This window comes from Ruegeria sp. AF8 (assembly GCF_056541825.1).
In genome coordinates this window covers 114,170-129,013 of sequence record NZ_JBQFYW010000005.1, presented here as the reverse complement: position 1 = coordinate 129,013, position 14,844 = coordinate 114,170, and the positions used below count along the sequence as shown (strand labels likewise).

The following is a 14,844-nucleotide window of genomic DNA, read 5'->3' as shown; positions in this document are numbered from 1 at the left end:
GGTCAGACCGGCAGCGCGGTCGTCTTGAACACGGTGCGCAGCGCGAAAGAGCTTTGCATCTGCGCCACGCCCGGAAGGCGCGACAGGTATTGCCGGTGGATGCGGGCGAAATCCTCGGTGTTTTCCGCGACGACCTTGAGGATATAGTCCGCCGTGCCCGCCATCAGGTGGCATTCCAGAACGTCGGGGATGCGCGCCACGGCCTTTTCGAATGCATCAAGAACCTCTTCGGCCTGACCCTGAAGGGTGATCTCGACAAACACTGTCGTCGGCACGCCCATCTTGCGCGCGTTCAGCAGGGCGACATAGTCGCGGATATACCCTTCGGCCTCCAGCCGCTGAACCCTGCGATGGCAGGCCGAAGGCGACAGGTTTGCCTGCTCTGACAGTTCGGCATTGGACATGCGCCCCTTGCGCTGAAGGGCCGCGAGAATCTTTCTATCGGTTGTATCAAGGCTCATTCACGCACATCCATTGCAAGAGATTTAAGAACTTTCGAAGATTATCCCGAATTTTCCGCAAAACGCGAGCGGGGTTTCACAGAAATTGCAGGTGAAGTTGCACATAATTTGTGCAGTTTATGAACGGAGACCGCAAAAATGAAAATCGGGTGCCCCAAAGAAATCAAACCTCAGGAATTCCGCGTCGGCATGACGCCGAATGCCGCACATGAAGCCATCGCGCGCGGCCACGAGGTCATCATCGAAACCGGCGCCGGCCTGGGTGCCGGGTTTGACGACGCTGCCTACACCGCCATCGGCGCGCGCATCATCGACACCGCCGAAGAGGTGTTCGCCACTGCAGACATGATCGTCAAGGTCAAGGAACCGCAGGCAATCGAGCGCAAGATGCTGCGCGAAGGCCAGCTGCTGTTCACCTATCTCCATCTGGCGCCGGACCCGGATCAGACCCATGACCTGCTGGCCTCGGGCTGTACCGCCATCGCCTATGAAACCGTGACCGACCGCAATGGCGGCCTGCCGCTGCTGGCGCCGATGTCCGAGGTTGCCGGTCGTCTGGCACCGCAGGTCGGCGCATGGACCCTGCAAAAGGCCAATGGCGGCCGCGGCGTGCTGATGGGCGGCGTTCCGGGTGTTGGCCCGGCAAAGGTCATCGTGATCGGCGGCGGTGTTGTCGGGACCCACGCAGCCAAGGTTGCTGCAGGCATGGGTGCTGACGTGACCATCCTCGACCGGTCGATCCCGCGCCTTCGTTACCTCGACGACGTCTTTGGCGACACCTTCAAGAACCAGTATTCGACCGCGGGCGCCGTGGCCGAGCTGATCGAGACCGCAGACATGGTGATCGGCGCGGTTCTGATCCCGGGCGCAGCCGCACCGAAGCTGATTTCGCGCGCACAGCTGTCGACCATGAAGCCGGGCGCGGCGCTGGTCGACGTCGCCATCGACCAGGGCGGCTGCTTTGAGACCTCCAAAGCTACCACCCATGCCGATCCGGTCTATGACGTTGATGGCGTTATGCATTACTGTGTGGCCAACATGCCGGGCGCAGTTGCGCGGACCTCGACCATCGCGCTGGGCAACGCCACCATGCCGTTCATGCTGTCTCTGGCCGACAAGGGCTGGAAACAGGCCTGCGCCAATGATCCGCACCTGCTGGCGGGTCTCAACGTGCATGCCGGCAAGCTGACCTATGACGCGGTCGGCGCGGCGCTGGGCCTTGACGTGGTCGACCCCAACTCGTTGCTGTAATCCAAAACGAGGGGCGCGCTCCCGCCATTGAAAGCGGCCTCGCGACGAGGCCGCTTACCAACGTTGGGCCAAGCGCCGCGCCATAGGCGCGGCGCGGTTTCGTTTCAGGGGCGCCATCGGCCAACACCGACAGCGCCGCGCGACACGCGCGGCGCCGGGCCCAACCGGAGGAATGGCGCGTACGCGCCGTGACGACGGGCGGGAGCTTTCAGCCCGCTCTCTGAATTTCGACGGAATGCGGGTAGGGAATCGAGATGCCCTTGGCGTCAAAGGCTTCCTTGACCGCCTTGGTCAGTTCGAACTTGACGTCCCAGTAATCGGCCGCCGCGCACCACAGACGCGCGGTCAGATCCACGGAACTGTCACCCAGGTTGGTCACTTTCACCCACGGCTCCGGGTCGGCCATGATCCGGTTATCGCCTCTGGCCACTTCCAGAATGATCTCCATCGCCTTGTCGGCGCTGTCGCCATAGTCGATGCCGAACACCAGATCGACACGGCGGGTGTCATGGGCCGAATAATTGGTGATGATCGATCCCCAGGCCTGCCCGTTCGGCACGATGATCTGCACATTGTCGGGCGTCACCAGTTCAGTGGTGAACAGGTTGAGGTCCATAACCGTTCCGGCGGTGCCCCCGATATCGACATACTGGCCCAGCTTGTAGGGTCTGAACACCACCAGCATGACGCCGGCGGCCAGATCGCTGAGCGTGCCCTGCAGTGCCAGGCCGATTGCCAGCGACGCCGCACCCAGAATCGCGACAATACTTGTCGCCTGAATACCAAAGATGCCCAGCACGGCGACCAGCACCATCGCCAGGATCACCCATTTCACCAGGCTCGCCATGAAGTTGCCCAGCGTCGGGTCGATCTTCGGCGTCGAGTTGATGCGCCTGCGGACCATGCCACTGATGGCAACGGCGACGGCCCACCCCAAAAAAAGTACGATCAACGCCTTGACCGCGTTCAGCAATAGCGGAGCGAATGCTCCGGCCTGTGTCATGACCTCTTCCACCGGCCTCTCCTTAGTTCAATGCAAAAAACCGCGCCGATTCGCGGATTTGGCGCGGTATTTCAGACCCCGTTGCGTGGGTCTAGGGGCATGACCTGGCGGTTTTCCCCGTAACGCTGCGTTCAGCCGGGCAGCTTGCCCGTCAGGACATAGCGCAAAATCTCCACCACCTGATGCGGCTCCTCGGCCACCGCCAGAGCGGCGGCATCGACCTCTTTCAGCGCGTGCTGGTGATCGGGGCCGTGCAGGACGATGATCGACTTGCCCAGAGCGGCGGCATAGCCCGCGTCGAACGCGGCATTCCATTGCTTGTATTTGTCGCCGAACCGGACCACAACGACATCGGCATCCGCGATGCCCTTACGGGTACGGATGGCATTGACCATCGCCCCCTTGTGGTCGTGCCAGTATTTGTTCGGCTCGGCGCCCAGGATGGTAGTACCGCAATCATCGCTCGCAGCGTGATCGGTCACCGGGCTGTTGAAGGTGATGTCCAGCCCCTGCGCGCCGGCAATGATCTGTTCGCGCCAGTCCGTGTGAATCTCGCCCGAAAGGTAAACGTTCAAACCCATTGCAATCTCCCTTGTTCGCCGCGCGTGTATCACGGCAGCAAGGCAAAGGACAGGCGGCTGAATTCTCCGGCCACCATTCACCGGCGCGATACAGGACCCGAGCGGCTAGACCTTTCTGGCGACGATGAACCGTCGCGCGTCCCTGACCGGAAAGCTGTCGCATTCGACAAGCTCGAACCCGGCACGCTCAATCGCCGCGTCAAGCTCTGCCTCGGTCATGAAGCGGACGAACGGGGCCCGCCCAAAAAGCTGCATGACCGGCAAGATCAACCGCATCATCCGGTATTTCAGGCTGCCCCCGGCCGGCGGCGCGCAAAAGGTTTTGGAGATGAACAGCCGGCCGGGCTGCATCACCGCGCGGACAGCAGACAGGGCCGCATCCAGATCATCGACCAGGTGCAACAGATTGAATGCCAGGACCACATCGAACGGCCCCACGGGCGGGGATGCGGCATCGGCCCGTGCAAACCGCACGTTTGCCAGCCGTTGTTCCGCAACCTTGCGATGACCGACGGCCAGCATCCCCGGCGACACATCGGTTGCAGTTATTGCGGCCACCTTCGGCGCCAGGCGCAACGCGGTCGTGCCGGTGCCGCACCCGAGTTCCAGAACGCGATCGGTGGGATTCAGAAAGGACGATGTCCGCACCAGAGTATGTTCGTAGGACTCCATATCCCGAACCGGTGTACGGGCATATTTCTCGGCGATTCCGTCCCAGAATTTTGCGGTGGCATTCATGATCGTTCTCCTTGTCGTCAAAATAGACATGCGGAATTGAAATAGAAATTGCCGAAAACTGCAGGACGCTTATACATTTACGAATGGATAAATTCAGGGACTTCGACTGGAACCACGTCCGGGCGTTTCTGGAGACGGCACAGGAGGGTTCCTTGTCGGCGGCGGCGCGGCGGCTGGGCCAGTCACAGCCGACGCTCAGCCGGCAGGTCGCCGCGCTTGAGGCCGATCTGGGGGTTTTGCTGTTCGAACGCATCGGCCGGTCGCTGGAGCTGACACAGGCCGGTCTGGAACTTCTGGAACACACGCGGGCGATGGGAGAAGCGGCAAACCGGATCGCTCTGGCCGCCTCGGGCCAGGCGCAATCGGTCGAGGGGCGGGTTAGGATCACCGCAAGCGACATCCTGTCGGCCTATGATCTGCCCGAGGCCTTGCGGGAAATCCGCGGCCAGGCACCATTGCTTGAGATCGAAGTCATCGCGGCCAACGACATCCGCGACCTGATGCGGCGCGAGGCGGATATCGCCATTCGCCATGTCCGGCCCGAACAGCCCGACCTGATCGCGCGCCTTGTCGGCGAGGCGAATGCGCGACTTTACGCGGCCTCGGCCTATCTGGACCGGGTGGGCCGCCCGGCCGGAAAACCGGAGCTTTCCGATCTGGATTTTATCGCCATTGGCGATCCCGCCCGGATGATGGAATTCATGGCGCCGCTGGACATTCATCTGCGGCACCGGAACTTTCGTCTTGAGACGCAAAACGGCGTCGTGGCCTGGGAATATGTACGCAACGGGTTCGGCGTGATGGCGATGTCAGACAGCGTTGCCGAAAAATTCCCCGAGGTGGAACCGGTTCTGCCGCCCATGGACCCGATCCGGTTTCCGGTCTGGCTGACCACGCATCGCGAGCTTCATACCAGCCGGCGCATCAGGCTGGTCTTCGATCTGTTGGGGGAATTTCTGGCCACGAAAAACGCCCCGCCTGTCACCTGACAAGACAAGTTTCTCAGGGTCCACTTTTGTCGGCCTGACCCCGGCAAAGTTCGGGCCGAGATCGCACGGCGACCAAAAAAAAACGCGCCCGAAGGCGCGTTTTCCGGATGTCATGGTGAGGAGGGATTAGCCGCGCAGCACCCCACCGGTGGCCTTGGTGACCTTGGCGATGATCTTTTCGGCCACCGCCTCGATGTCCTTTTCCTTCAGCGTCTTCTCGGTCGGCTGCAACCGGACGGTGATGGCCAGCGATTTCTTGCCCTCGCCCAGGCTGCCGCCGATGAACTCGTCAAAGACGCGCACCTCTTCGATCAGCGCCTTGTCGGCCCCGGCGGCAGCGTTGACCAGCGTCAGCGCCTCGATCTGCGCGTCGACGACAAAGGCAAAGTCGCGCTCGACCGCCTGCAGGTCGCGCAGTTCCAGCGCCTGCCGCGTAGCTCCGGATTTGCGCGGCAGCGGCACCTGGTCGGGCCAGATGGTAAAGGCCATCGCCGGGCCCTTGATGTCCATTGCCTGCAACACGCGCGGGTGCAACTCGCCAAATATGCCCAGAACCTTCTTGGGGCCAAGGCAGATCCTGCCGTGCCGCCCCGGATGCCACCAGTCCGGCCCGTCGCGCAGAATCTGCACCTTGGCGGGCGCGCCGATGGCGGCCAGCACGGCCTCGGCATCGGCCTTGGCGTCGAACACGTCGACCGGGCGCGACGCGCCGTGCGTGTCCTTGGGCCCCGAGCGGCCAACCAGCAAGCCGGTGATCTGGCTCTGCTGTTCGCCCGGCTCGCCGTCGTGGAACACCGGGCCGACCTCGAACAGCGACAGATCCAAGAACCCGCGCGCCTGATTGCGCGCCGCCGCCTGCAACAGACCCGGCAACAGGTCGGGGCGCATGTGGCTCATCTCGGACGAGATCGGATTTTCCAGCATTGTGGCGTCGTCACCACCGCCAAAGAGCGCGGCAGAGGTTCTGTCGATAAAGGTATAGCTGACGCATTCGTTGTAACCCAGCGCCGCGCAGGTCCGGCGCGCCATCGACTGACGGCGCTGCGCCGGGGTCATCACCGGTTTCGGGATGCCCGCCGAGATGCGCGGCAGCGGCTTGCCCTCTAGCTTGGTCAGGGACGCGATCCGGGCCACTTCCTCGACCAGATCGGCCTCGCCCATGATGTCAGGGCGCCAGCTGGGCACGTGGGCCATGCTGCCCTCCAGCCGGAAACCCAGGCGCGTCAGGGTCTGGCGCTGCTCGCTTTCGGGAATATCCATGCCGACCAGCGACTGCACCCGCTCGGCATCCAGCCTGTAGGCGCGCGCGTGGTCCGGCGCCTTGCCGGCCTCGACCACATCAGACGCCTCGCCGCCGCAGATATCGAGGATCATCTGGGTGGCGTGTTCCAGCCCTTCGCGGGTATATTCCGGGTCGACCCCGCGCTCGAACCGATAGCGCGCATCCGAATTGATCTTGAGCGCCCGGCCCGTCAGCGCGATCTGCACGTAATCCCAGAACGCGCTTTCCAGAAACACGTTGACGGTGGCTTCGGTACAGCCGGTTTCCATCCCGCCCATGATCCCGGCAATCGATTCGGGGCCGTTGTCATCCGAAATCACCATCATGCCGGGTTGCAGGGTGTATTCCTTTTCGTCCAGCGCCACCAGCTTTTCACCGCCCCTGGCACGGTGAACCCGCAGGTTGCCGTGTACCTTGTCCGCGTCGAACACGTGCAGCGGACGGTTGTGATCGAAGGTCATGTAGTTGGTGATATCGACCAGCGCCGAGATCGGGCGCAGACCGATGGCGCGCAGCTGATCCTGCAGCCATTGCGGGCTGGGGCCGTTCCTGACGCCCTTGATCAGACGCCCGGTGAAATGCGGCGCGCCGTCCAGCGTGTTGTCGTCGATGCTGACGGCGATCGGGCTTTTGAAATCGCCGGGCACCGGCGCGTAATCGCGAATCTTGAGCGTGCCAAGCCCGCGTGCCGCCAGATCGCGGGCAATCCCGGCCACGCCTAGAGCGTCGGGACGATTGGGAGTGATGGCGATCTCGATCACCGGATCGACCTTGGCCGGATCGTTCTCGGCCAGCCAGTCGACAAAGCGGTCGCCGACCTCGCCCGAGGGCAGTTCGATGATGCCGTCATGCTCTTCCGAAAGCTGCATCTCGCGTTCCGAACACATCATGCCATGGCTTTCGATGCCGCGGATCTTGCCAACCCCGATGGTGGTGTCGATGCCCGGCACATAAACGCCCGGCTTGGCGATCACGGCGGTGATCCCCTCGCGCGCGTTGGGCGCGCCGCAGATGATCTGCAACTCACCCTCGTCCGTTTCCACCCTGCACACGCGGAGCTTGTCGGCATCAGGATGCTTTTCGGCATGTTTGACAAAACCAAGGGTAAACGCCCCCAGCGAATCCGCCGGGTTCACGACCTCTTCGACCTCAAGCCCGAGGTCGGTCAGCGCCTCGACAATCTCGTCAACCGATGCGTCGGTATCCAGGTGATCCTTGAGCCAGGAAAGAGTGAATTTCATCGGTCGCAATCCGCCAGTAATCTCGGGTCGGATCGCGTTTAGCGGATAATCCGATCAGGTGGAAGAGGCCGCCGCCCCGCGCCGGCGCTTCCGTGGCAACTTGGGGGTCCAAAGAGCAACGCAGCGCCTGTCGCTGCCCGGGGAACCGGCCTCTTTGATGCTGCAATGCCACACCCGCCAACCGGTTTGTATGAAAGTCACACCGCCCGTCGCGAGTTTTGATATTCTGCAGCTCCGCTCAAGGCGATTCCACACAGGACATGGACGTGACCGGAAAGGCAGCGCAGCGCATTCACCTAACCGGCCCGGCAGCCCTTTGTTGGCGGCTGGCATTTCTTACCATGTCCTTGCTCTGCTTTCTTTCGACACCAGCGTTGGCCCAGCAGGACGGCGGTGACGGATTGCAGTATGGTCTGTCGCCCGCAGACGCCGTGACGACTCCTTACTCGCCCACAGGTGACGCAGCACCCGGGGCGGACAAGAAGTGGAGCTTCCGCGATCTCATTCCGAATGGTTGGAATGGCCCGAACTTCCGCTGGAAATCCAACGCGGCGACGCAGGCGGACTTATATTACCCGCAAGACCCATCAAAGCCGCAAGAGACAGAACAAACCTCTTTTGCCTTCAGTCAGGGTTTGACCCTGCAGGCGGAAACCACGAGAAACAGCACCCTGTCCTTTTCGCTGCTCGACCTTGCGCCCGCCACGGAAGGCGGGTCCTCCTGCGGATCGCTCGACCCCGGTGAAACCGTGAACTGGTCAGGGCACTGCCGGCCCAAGGAATCACGGCCCGTGCGCGATTCCCTGTCGCGCCTGTTCGACGGCTCTCCCGTCGAAAAGGTCCGGCTAAAGGTCCGGTATCTGTTTCGCTTCTGAGGCCATTCCGCTCCGAAACGTACCATTGAATTGATGACGGAAACGGTGATTCGCGTTCCGCCACACAATTGCCGCCTTCGCTCAAATTGCTCCCCACATTTGCCGTGATTTTCCTTTCTCTTTGAACAGCCCGAAATCCAGCTGCCAATGGGAGGGTGTCGCCAAAATGAGTTTTGCCTGGGTCTTGCTGCTTACCGCGCCGGTGTCATTGCCGCTGCTGATTTCAACCGTCACCTGGCAGGTTGTCGTGCCACCCCTGACACACCATTGTCGCAGGTTGGCCGAGGCGGTCCGGAGATGAAACCTGGTTCTGCATACAAGGTTTGCACCCACCCCGCGCCCCGGAGAGTGCTGAATGTCCGACGAAACGGACTCGCCTTGCTGCTTACAGCGGTTTTCACCTGCCTGTCGCCCGCCGCGGGTCATGCGCAACACTGGTGGAGCAAAACCCACTTTATCTCGGCGAATGACGGATCGTCGCTGTCGAACAGCGTCCGCAAGGTTGGGCGCAACGGATATGAACTGGCCAATGGAGGGCGGGTGTCGTTCGGAGAGTGGTATGGCAGCCGATGGTCAGATACCCATTTCACATGGATGACCGAGTTTCACCCGAATTTCGGCGTCTACTGGGGTTTCAGCACCGGCGAGCGTGGTGAAAAATACACCATTGATCCGGCGCTGAGACTGGGATTCGTCTATCAGACGCAACCGACGCGCAGCAGCACGTTATCGTTGTCGGTGCTCGGTCTGATCGGCGGCAATCTGAGCGAAAAAAGCTGCACCGCGAATTATGGTGCCATCGGCGGTGTCCAGACGGTCAATTGTCGGCTGGCCGCGTCCTCCCTGCCGCCGGAAGAGACGCTGGACTACATGTTCGATGAGTCGCCGATGGAGCGGCTGCAGCTTCACGTGCGATATCTGTTCCGCTTTTGACGACAATCCAAACAAACCCGAAGGATTGAACCAGGCTGTGCGCAATAATCCAATAAATTCGCGCCAAAATGACAATATGTCTGCATTAATGTCAAATTTTCACCGTAATTTTTAACTCTTATTGGATCGCCCAATGTCCAGCTGCCAAATGGAGGGCCAGATGAAATTGAAATTATTGACACCCATGCTCGCCTCTGCCGTCGCGCTCATGAGCTTTGCACCAACCCCGGTTTTCTCTGAGGACAGCCCGTTGCTGATCGCCGCACGCGGCGGGAACAAACCGGACAAACCCGGAAACGGCGGCGGCGAAGATCCTGCCCCGAGCACCCCGACATATTACTCCTGGATGCACTCGGACATTCAGGACGCGTGGAGCGCCGGATATCTGGGTCAGAACGTCACGGTCACCGTGGTCGACGATTTCAACAGCCGCACCAAGCTGTTCGGCAATCTGGGCGAAGGCCTGAAGCGCAAACGGCATGGCGAGTGGACCTCGGCACAGATCTCCATGCTGGCCCCGTCCGCGACCATGGCTTCGCATGAATTCACCTCCGGGGCCGGGTTTTCGCTCGGCGACGGGTTCAACGTCATCAATGCGAGTTATGGCTGGGTGGAGCTTCCCTCGAATTACGGCGGGTTGGACGCGCAGGAAACTTCAATCGTCAACTACGCATTTGACGGATCGGCCTTTGTGTCGAAATCGGCCGGAAACGAAAGCGTGGCGATCGGGGATGTCATCGCCACGGGCACCTATGCGGGCCAGATCGACTATCTGGCGACAAACCTGATCGGGGCACCTTCGGCAGTCTTCGTGGGCGCGCTTGACGGGCATGGCTCGACCGCCAGCAAGGCGTCCCTGGCCAGCTATTCCAACTATGCCGGAACCGATGTGACGGTTCAGGATCAGTTTTTGGTCGTCGGCGTCGAAAGCGGTACGACCGCCCTGGCGGGGACATCGTTCGCCGCACCGATCGTTGCCGGCTATGCGGCTGTCTTGTCGAACAAATTTACTACGGCGACCCCTTCGGATGTCGCCAATCAGCTTTTATCAACAGCGCGCGCGGATACTATCCTCGGTTACAATCCCGCGATTCACGGTCAGGGAGAGGCGAGCTTGTCGAACGCCTTGGCCCCTGTGTCGATCAACTGAACACGCGCACCCCGTGCCGCGCTGCCAGAAGCCCCCGGGTCATCGCCGGGGGCTTCGCCTTTGCGGTCACAGCTCCGTCGGCCGATCCTGTTGCAGCGACGGAAATTTTGGCGGCATCCGTTCGCAACACATTGCAAATGACATATGCAAACCTCGGTTTCAGGCTTGCAGGCCTGGCCCATCCGCTTAACCTGCGGGCGGCACAACAGAAGGTCGGACACTCGCCATGACCCGCACCAACCCCACCGGTCTTGACGTCTATAAGCCAGCCGAGATTGCCCGGCTGGTCGAATCCGCCGGCGTGGCCAAGGCGCGGCTTGCCACCGGCCAGACCCTGACGCTGGCCTTGCTGGCCGGCGCTTTCATCGGATTTGGCGGCGCGGCCTATACGATGGTGATGACCGGCCTCGATGCCGGTTTCGGCCCGGCGCGGTTTTTGGGCGGCGTGGTGTTTTCGCTGGGCCTGATCCTTGTGGTCGTGGGCGGGGCCGAACTGTTCACCGGCAACGCGCTGATGACGATGGCGGCGGTGGACCGGCGGATCACGCTCCGCGCGCTGTTGCGGAACTGGGGGCTGGTCTATGCGGGCAATCTGGCCGGCGCCGCCGGGCTGGCCGTGGCCTTTGCGCTGACCGGGCTGCTGGACGGGCCGATGGGCGACACCGCGCAGGCCATTGCCCGGGGCAAGGCCACGCTGTCGCCGGTCGAGGCCTTCATGCGCGGCGCGCTCTGCAACGCTTTGGTGTGCCTGGCCGTCTGGCTGACCTTCGCCGCGCGCACGGCGGCAGGGAAAATTCTTGCGATCCTGTGGCCGATATCGGGCTTTGTCCTGCTTGGCCTCGAACATTCGGTCGCCAATATGTACCTGCTGCCGCAGGGCGCATTCGCAGGCGCCGGGATCGGCTGGGCAGCCGCCCTGGGAAACCTGTTCTGGGTCACCCTCGGCAACATCGCCGGAGGTGCGGGCGGCGTCGCGCTGGCGTACCGGTTTGCCTACCGTCCGGCAGGCGCGGGCTGATCTTTTGGGCGACACCTGTTGGCGCGGCGTTCAGGCCCACGCTGCGCGCCCGCTCAGGGGCGCACGAATTTCGCGCCGCCGACCATCCGTTGTTTCACTTCCGGCGAGGGCGCTGCGGTTTGGGAAACAATCGCGGGTCCGGCATCCACCGGGCGACCCTCGCCGCAGGCCACCCCGTCCCCGTCCGGATCGTTGCGCGGGTGATAACCCAGCATGCCGCGATAGGCCGGGGCCACGTCCACCGCCCGCGCCGCATCGCAACCCGCCAGCGCCACGATATGCAACAGGCTTTCGGCTGGCACATAGGGGCTGGTGCGCATGTAGACGCCAAGGGAAATGCTGGCAATCGAGATCGGCAGCGCAAGGATCATGATCAGGATGCGCACCGGCGACAGCGCCTTGCGGCGCAACGCGTCGGCCCGCAGGTGCCGTCGGCTGGACCGGGGGTTCGGAATGATTTCTTCGCTCGACATCGGGTCTTTTGCCATGAATGCTGGGATAGTTTCGGAATATGGCATCACGATGGCCCGCACAGATCCTTTCCTACCCGCCGACGACAGCGCGCGGGCACTGGCCCGCGACCTGATCCAGGGCGCGACCCACGCAGCGCTGGCAGTTCTGCAACCGGGCACCGCCCTGCCCTCCGTCACCCGCATCGCCCTCGCGACCGACCTCGGCGGGCACCCGGTTTCGCTGATCTCCAACCTCGCCGGCCACACGCAGGCGCTGGAGGCCAACCCGGCCTGTGCCCTGCTGATCGGAGAACCCGGCCCAAGGGGCAATCCGCTGATCCACCCGCGCCTGACACTGCATTGCACGGCCGATCTGATCCCGCGCGGCACGCCGGAACATGACCGGGCGCGCGCCCGCTATCTGTCGCTACGCCCCAAGGCCGCGCTTTACGCGGATTTCGCCGATTTCCGCTTTGTCCGTTTCGACGTGACCGACGAGTTGCTCAATGCCGGATTCGGCAGAGCCTATCGTCTGGACGCCACCGATTTCTGACGCCGGGCTTGCCCGACTCGGTTGAACGGCGCAGACTGGAACTCTCGCACACCAAACTCGGCGCCTGGCGCGCCAGTTGCGCATGGCCGGGTTGCCGATGGATCCATGGAGGACACCATGACCATTGCCACGCGCCTGAAACATCACCTCGAAGCCCAAGGCCTGCCCTTCGACATGGTCCCGCACCCCTATGCGCCCACGGCGGCGGAATGCGCCGAAGCCGCACATGTGCCCGGCGACCATCTGGCCAAATCCGTCCTGATCCATATGGAAGAAGGGCCAATGCTGGCCGTCGTGCCGTCAAACCATCATGTCGACCTGACCAACCTGCAATCAATTCTTTCGCGCCGCATCGGACTGGCCCCCGAGGCCCAGGTCGAAGAGGTCTTTGACGATTGCGATCTTGGCGCGGCACCGCCGGTCGGTTCGGCCTATGACGTGCCGACGATCGTGGATGACAGCCTGACCGGTCTGGACCGCGTCTGGTTCGAGGCCGGTGATCACCAAACCCTGGTCGAGATGAAAGGCAGCGATTTCGACCGCCTGATGAAGGATGCCCGGCACGGCTCTTTCTGCTGCACCCACTGACACTGCCGGGCCCGGCCCCCGTTCCGGGGCCGGGGACCATCCCTTATCGGACCACAAGCACCGCGCATTGCGCGTGGCGCACCACATGGGTCGCGGTCGAGCCCAGAAAGATGTCCTGCATGCCCGGACGGTGCGAGGCCAGAATGATCAGGTCGGGCTTGTTGGTTTCGGCCCAGTCCAGAATGGTGCGGCCCGAATGGCCCTCGACCACCTCGGCGCGCGCGTTGGGCAGCTTGGTGGCCAACGAGTCAAGCTCCGTCTGAATCGCTTTGCGCGCCTCGTCCAGATACTCGACCGGCATGTACGAGATCGCATAATCCGGAATATGTTCGACCACGTGCATCAGCGTGATCCTGGCATCCGGGGTCGCCAGCTTTTCGGCCAGCTTCATCGGGCCTGACACGTCCCGCTCGGCATCAAAGGAAATCGGAACAAGAATGTTATGATACATGGGCTTGTGCCTCCTGTTGAGATAGCCTGAGTCTGAGCTTTTCCGGCCGGTCCGGCCTTGATTCAAATCAGGTCAGCCAAAGGTCTCCGCGACGTCATACATGACCGGCTCAAAGCTTTTGCACAGTTCGTTGATTTTACGGTTGCGGGCGCGCATCTCGTCGGTGCGCAGCATGGCCAGAAAATCCTCGCGCCGCTGCCACTGGGAATAGTTTGCGATCCGCGTCTGCGCGTCGTTCACATGCAGGCCCGCCGCAACGAATCCGGGCTGTTTCGAAATGAAATTGGAATAGGCATCGGTCAACGCCTCAAGCAGGTCCTGACAGGTTCCCGGCGTCATTTCGAATGTAGTGATGACGGTCTGAATGGATGCGTCTTTTGAAATTTTCGGCATCTTGCTCCTCCTCTTTTGTCCCAGCCTAGCACAGGTTTTTGGGAATGCTTCCGATTTCTGACATTAATCCAGTAACTTCCGGGCCCGAAATTCTTGTGCTTTCGCCGGGAAAAGATCACTTGGGTCGCTGCACGTGCCGTTGGCACCGCAACGTTCTTGCGCGTAACCATCCGTTAACCAAGACTAGCGAAAGATTGCCGCACGAGGACAATCCGTGCGCCAATTCCTGACCGCCATTCTTCTATGCCTGCTGACCGCGGGAACCGCACAGGCCGGCGCCTGGATGCGTGACAAGGGAACCGGCTTTTCCGCAATCTCGACCACAGTCCATCTCGAAGACAGCGGTGCGATCGGCAGCGATTACTCGCTCTATTTCGAATGGGGTCTCAGGGACCGGCTGACAATTGGCCTCGACGCCCACGAATATCAGGGCCTCGCCGGTCACGCCCTGCTGTTTGCACGGTTGCCGGTGCTGACCCTTGACCATGGCGGACGCTTAGCCGCCGAAGTCGGAATCGGGGCCTATCACAAACAAAGCGAGACCCGCGCCATGACGCGCCTGAAACTGTCATACGGGCGAGGATTCCGCATTCGAAACACAAATGGCTGGCTCGCCGTCGACGCGGGCGCCGATTTTCTCAGGGGGCGGCAGACGGTCGGAAAGCTTGACATAACGGCGGGCCTGTCCTCGGAGCGGCGTATCAACCCTTTAGTGCAGATCGAAACCTCGAAGATCAGCGGCGCACCGCTGTACTGGAGCGTGACGCCCTCGATCATGATCACGCCCAGGAAATGGAAAGCCGCCTGGGTTGTGGGGATCGAAAAGAACTCCGCCATCTCACTTCCCGGGCTCAAGCTGGCGGTGTGGCAGAGTTTCTGAGTGAA

Annotated in this window: 18 protein-coding genes; 9 read left to right on the top strand and 9 right to left on the bottom strand. The window is 62.1% G+C overall.

Annotated elements, in window-relative coordinates:
- Positions 1 to 2: 2 nt before the first annotated feature.
- Complete coding sequence (locus tag ACR0AO_RS11260) at positions 3 to 461, bottom strand: Lrp/AsnC family transcriptional regulator (protein ID WP_480603437.1); 459 nt, start codon at positions 459 to 461, stop codon at positions 3 to 5.
- Between the two features lie 138 nt (positions 462 to 599).
- Between ACR0AO_RS11260 and ald the strand changes: the two genes are divergently transcribed.
- The gene (gene ald / locus ACR0AO_RS11255) at positions 600 to 1,712 is read left to right on the top strand and encodes an alanine dehydrogenase (RefSeq protein WP_480603435.1); all 1,113 of its coding nucleotides are present in this window, start codon (positions 600 to 602) and stop codon (positions 1,710 to 1,712) included.
- Positions 1,713 to 1,920: 208 nt separating this feature from the next.
- Here ald and ACR0AO_RS11250 read toward each other — a convergent pair whose 3' ends face one another.
- From ACR0AO_RS11250 to ACR0AO_RS11240, 3 genes are all read right to left on the bottom strand, one after another.
- Positions 1,921 to 2,727, bottom strand: a complete 807-nt coding sequence (locus ACR0AO_RS11250) for a mechanosensitive ion channel family protein (RefSeq protein ID WP_480603433.1) — start codon at positions 2,725 to 2,727, stop codon at positions 1,921 to 1,923.
- Positions 2,728 to 2,846: 119 nt separating this feature from the next.
- Entirely contained in the window at positions 2,847 to 3,296 is a 450-nt protein-coding gene (locus tag ACR0AO_RS11245) for a YtoQ family protein (RefSeq protein WP_480603431.1), read from the bottom strand.
- 105 nt (positions 3,297 to 3,401) lie between these two features.
- The gene (locus tag ACR0AO_RS11240; protein ID WP_480603429.1) at positions 3,402 to 4,034 is read right to left on the bottom strand and encodes a class I SAM-dependent methyltransferase; all 633 of its coding nucleotides are present in this window, start codon (positions 4,032 to 4,034) and stop codon (positions 3,402 to 3,404) included.
- Positions 4,035 to 4,117: 83 nt separating this feature from the next.
- Between ACR0AO_RS11240 and ACR0AO_RS11235 the strand changes: the two genes are divergently transcribed.
- Positions 4,118 to 5,023 carry a LysR family transcriptional regulator gene (locus ACR0AO_RS11235; protein ID WP_480603427.1) on the top strand — a complete coding sequence of 302 codons (906 nt, stop codon included), beginning with the start codon at positions 4,118 to 4,120 and terminating at the stop codon, positions 5,021 to 5,023.
- 126 nt (positions 5,024 to 5,149) lie between these two features.
- Here the strand turns inward: ACR0AO_RS11235 and pheT are convergent, their stop codons facing one another.
- Positions 5,150 to 7,546: a phenylalanine--tRNA ligase subunit beta gene (gene pheT, locus ACR0AO_RS11230; protein WP_480603425.1), complete on the bottom strand. Its 2,397-nt coding sequence runs from the start codon at positions 7,544 to 7,546 to the stop codon at positions 5,150 to 5,152.
- Positions 7,547 to 7,812: 266 nt separating this feature from the next.
- Here pheT and ACR0AO_RS11225 point away from each other — a divergent pair, with 266 nt between their 5' ends.
- Positions 7,813 to 8,421, top strand: coding sequence for a hypothetical protein (locus ACR0AO_RS11225; protein WP_480603423.1), 609 nt, complete (start codon positions 7,813 to 7,815; stop codon positions 8,419 to 8,421).
- 81 nt (positions 8,422 to 8,502) lie between these two features.
- Here the strand turns inward: ACR0AO_RS11225 and ACR0AO_RS11220 are convergent, their stop codons facing one another.
- Positions 8,503 to 8,655, bottom strand: coding sequence for a hypothetical protein (locus ACR0AO_RS11220; RefSeq protein ID WP_480603421.1), 153 nt, complete (start codon positions 8,653 to 8,655; stop codon positions 8,503 to 8,505).
- Positions 8,656 to 8,718: 63 nt separating this feature from the next.
- Here ACR0AO_RS11220 and ACR0AO_RS11215 point away from each other — a divergent pair, with 63 nt between their 5' ends.
- The 3 genes from ACR0AO_RS11215 (at position 8,719) to ACR0AO_RS11205 (ending at position 11,522) form a co-directional block, all read left to right on the top strand.
- The gene (locus ACR0AO_RS11215; protein ID WP_480603419.1) at positions 8,719 to 9,354 is read left to right on the top strand and encodes a hypothetical protein; all 636 of its coding nucleotides are present in this window, start codon (positions 8,719 to 8,721) and stop codon (positions 9,352 to 9,354) included.
- A 160-nt stretch (positions 9,355 to 9,514) separates the two neighbouring features.
- Entirely contained in the window at positions 9,515 to 10,504 is a 990-nt protein-coding gene (locus ACR0AO_RS11210; protein ID WP_480603417.1) for a S8 family serine peptidase, read from the top strand.
- Between the two features lie 226 nt (positions 10,505 to 10,730).
- On the top strand, positions 10,731 to 11,522 hold the full coding sequence (locus ACR0AO_RS11205; protein ID WP_480603415.1) for a formate/nitrite transporter family protein: 792 nt from the start codon (positions 10,731 to 10,733) through the stop codon (positions 11,520 to 11,522).
- A gap of 53 nt (positions 11,523 to 11,575) precedes the next feature.
- Here ACR0AO_RS11205 and ACR0AO_RS11200 read toward each other — a convergent pair whose 3' ends face one another.
- Positions 11,576 to 11,995, bottom strand: a complete 420-nt coding sequence (locus tag ACR0AO_RS11200; RefSeq protein ID WP_480603413.1) for an excalibur calcium-binding domain-containing protein — start codon at positions 11,993 to 11,995, stop codon at positions 11,576 to 11,578.
- Between ACR0AO_RS11200 and ACR0AO_RS11195 the strand changes: the two genes are divergently transcribed.
- The gene (locus ACR0AO_RS11195) at positions 11,976 to 12,527 is read left to right on the top strand and encodes a HugZ family pyridoxamine 5'-phosphate oxidase (RefSeq protein ID WP_480603411.1); all 552 of its coding nucleotides are present in this window, start codon (positions 11,976 to 11,978) and stop codon (positions 12,525 to 12,527) included. The two genes, ACR0AO_RS11200 and ACR0AO_RS11195, sit on opposite strands and share 20 nt — an antisense overlap.
- A 117-nt stretch (positions 12,528 to 12,644) precedes the next feature.
- Complete coding sequence (locus tag ACR0AO_RS11190) at positions 12,645 to 13,115, top strand: aminoacyl-tRNA deacylase (protein WP_480603410.1); 471 nt, start codon at positions 12,645 to 12,647, stop codon at positions 13,113 to 13,115.
- A 43-nt stretch (positions 13,116 to 13,158) separates the two neighbouring features.
- Here ACR0AO_RS11190 and ACR0AO_RS11185 read toward each other — a convergent pair whose 3' ends face one another.
- Positions 13,159 to 13,566, bottom strand: a complete 408-nt coding sequence (locus tag ACR0AO_RS11185; RefSeq protein WP_480603409.1) for a universal stress protein — start codon at positions 13,564 to 13,566, stop codon at positions 13,159 to 13,161.
- 72 nt (positions 13,567 to 13,638) lie between these two features.
- Positions 13,639 to 13,959 carry an antibiotic biosynthesis monooxygenase family protein gene (locus ACR0AO_RS11180; protein ID WP_480603407.1) on the bottom strand — a complete coding sequence of 107 codons (321 nt, stop codon included), beginning with the start codon at positions 13,957 to 13,959 and terminating at the stop codon, positions 13,639 to 13,641.
- Between the two features lie 214 nt (positions 13,960 to 14,173).
- Between ACR0AO_RS11180 and ACR0AO_RS11175 the strand changes: the two genes are divergently transcribed.
- Entirely contained in the window at positions 14,174 to 14,839 is a 666-nt protein-coding gene (locus ACR0AO_RS11175; protein WP_480603405.1) for a hypothetical protein, read from the top strand.
- The last annotated feature ends 5 nt before the right edge of the window (positions 14,840 to 14,844 follow it).

What these genes read in the sequence shown, in the direction of transcription:
- ACR0AO_RS11260 (WP_480603437.1), bottom strand. Translation starts at nt 461, where the DNA reads ATGAGCCTTGATACAACCGATAGAAAGATTCTCGCGGCCCTTCAGCGC.
- ald (WP_480603435.1), top strand. Translation starts at nt 600, where the DNA reads ATGAAAATCGGGTGCCCCAAAGAAATCAAACCTCAGGAATTCCGCGTC.
- ACR0AO_RS11245 (WP_480603431.1), bottom strand. Translation starts at nt 3,296, where the DNA reads ATGGGTTTGAACGTTTACCTTTCGGGCGAGATTCACACGGACTGGCGC.
- ACR0AO_RS11240 (WP_480603429.1), bottom strand. Translation starts at nt 4,034, where the DNA reads ATGAATGCCACCGCAAAATTCTGGGACGGAATCGCCGAGAAATATGCC.
- ACR0AO_RS11235 (WP_480603427.1), top strand. Translation starts at nt 4,118, where the DNA reads ATGGATAAATTCAGGGACTTCGACTGGAACCACGTCCGGGCGTTTCTG.
- pheT (WP_480603425.1), bottom strand. Translation starts at nt 7,546, where the DNA reads ATGAAATTCACTCTTTCCTGGCTCAAGGATCACCTGGATACCGACGCA.
- ACR0AO_RS11215 (WP_480603419.1), top strand. Translation starts at nt 8,719, where the DNA reads ATGAAACCTGGTTCTGCATACAAGGTTTGCACCCACCCCGCGCCCCGG.
- ACR0AO_RS11210 (WP_480603417.1), top strand. Translation starts at nt 9,515, where the DNA reads ATGAAATTGAAATTATTGACACCCATGCTCGCCTCTGCCGTCGCGCTC.
- ACR0AO_RS11205 (WP_480603415.1), top strand. Translation starts at nt 10,731, where the DNA reads ATGACCCGCACCAACCCCACCGGTCTTGACGTCTATAAGCCAGCCGAG.
- ACR0AO_RS11195 (WP_480603411.1), top strand. Translation starts at nt 11,976, where the DNA reads ATGATTTCTTCGCTCGACATCGGGTCTTTTGCCATGAATGCTGGGATA.
- ACR0AO_RS11200 (WP_480603413.1), bottom strand. Translation starts at nt 11,995, where the DNA reads ATGTCGAGCGAAGAAATCATTCCGAACCCCCGGTCCAGCCGACGGCAC.
- ACR0AO_RS11190 (WP_480603410.1), top strand. Translation starts at nt 12,645, where the DNA reads ATGACCATTGCCACGCGCCTGAAACATCACCTCGAAGCCCAAGGCCTG.
- ACR0AO_RS11185 (WP_480603409.1), bottom strand. Translation starts at nt 13,566, where the DNA reads ATGTATCATAACATTCTTGTTCCGATTTCCTTTGATGCCGAGCGGGAC.
- ACR0AO_RS11180 (WP_480603407.1), bottom strand. Translation starts at nt 13,959, where the DNA reads ATGCCGAAAATTTCAAAAGACGCATCCATTCAGACCGTCATCACTACA.